The 839-nt window shown below is 41.0% G+C and carries 2 protein-coding genes; both read left to right on the forward strand.

Features of this window, described 5'->3' with window-relative positions; all coding sequences use genetic code 11:
* Positions 1 to 31: 31 nt before the first annotated feature.
* A complete protein-coding gene (locus A3729_RS34260; RefSeq protein WP_369808647.1) occupies positions 32 to 166 on the forward strand; it encodes a transposase domain-containing protein in 135 nt (44 codons plus the stop codon).
* Between the two features lie 118 nt (positions 167 to 284).
* On the forward strand, positions 285 to 497 hold the full coding sequence (locus A3729_RS14110) for a hypothetical protein (protein WP_068633897.1): 213 nt from the start codon (positions 285 to 287) through the stop codon (positions 495 to 497).
* The last annotated feature ends 342 nt before the right edge of the window (positions 498 to 839 follow it).

Consider the following 839-nt stretch of genomic DNA (forward strand, 5'->3'; position numbering starts at 1 on the left):
TGGTGCCCATGCCAGCAGTGTACTTTACAGTATTGTTGAAACGGCAAAGGCAAATGACCTTGTGCCATTCGATTATCTTCATTATCTATTGAAAGCACTTAGTAAAAGAGATCAGCAAGCAGAAATGGAAGATCTGCTGCCATGGAATGTCATACTAAATCATTAGATTCTTGGATATGTGCGCTTCGCCTTACGTTTACATCCGTTTTGCATTATTTGGACAAAACAGCGTACAAGAGAGTGAGCTAAAAGATCATACCCAATGTCGTCTTGGGAAGTATCTAATGTCAGATAAGGGCCAGTCGCTAAGTTCCAAAAAACGCTTCAAAGACCTATATGAAGATGTTCATCCGAAAGTACACGCGAAGGGTATAGAGATCTATAAGCTTGCACGAGCAGGCGCTGAACCATTATCTCTACAGGGAGCTGTTGAAGAACTTATTGGCTTATCAGATAGCGTATTGAATATTCTTGATGATTTTATCCAGCACCGTTAAAAATCCTTAGACTTTACAATATTACCTCTGTTTATGACCTAGGAAAACAACTCCACTAACATGAGGTCCGCTCTGTGAAGAAGATAGACGGTAGTGTTCAAAAAGGTAGCGCTTTGTGCTCAGGCTGTGTGAAAACTCGTATTTCAAATAGATCTAGCTTTATTTCGTTCACAACAAACAGCACAGGGCTACAGTCATGTATCTGGCGCCGATGTTTGATTTTTGTGATTACCAGCCTTTTTAGAATAGTCCGCTCATACAAGCCAAATAGCGCCTCAACAGGAAGCTGCAATCAGATTAAGCCTAGGATGCATTGGTCATCAAAGCTTTGATTAAGCCGCT

It is taken from the genome of Oleiphilus sp. HI0043, assembly GCF_001634935.1.

Bases quoted from the DNA above. Each gene is read 5' to 3' on its own strand.
- A3729_RS14110 (WP_068633897.1), top strand. From the start codon at position 285: ATGTCAGATAAGGGCCAGTCGCTAAGTTCCAAAAAACGCTTCAAAGAC.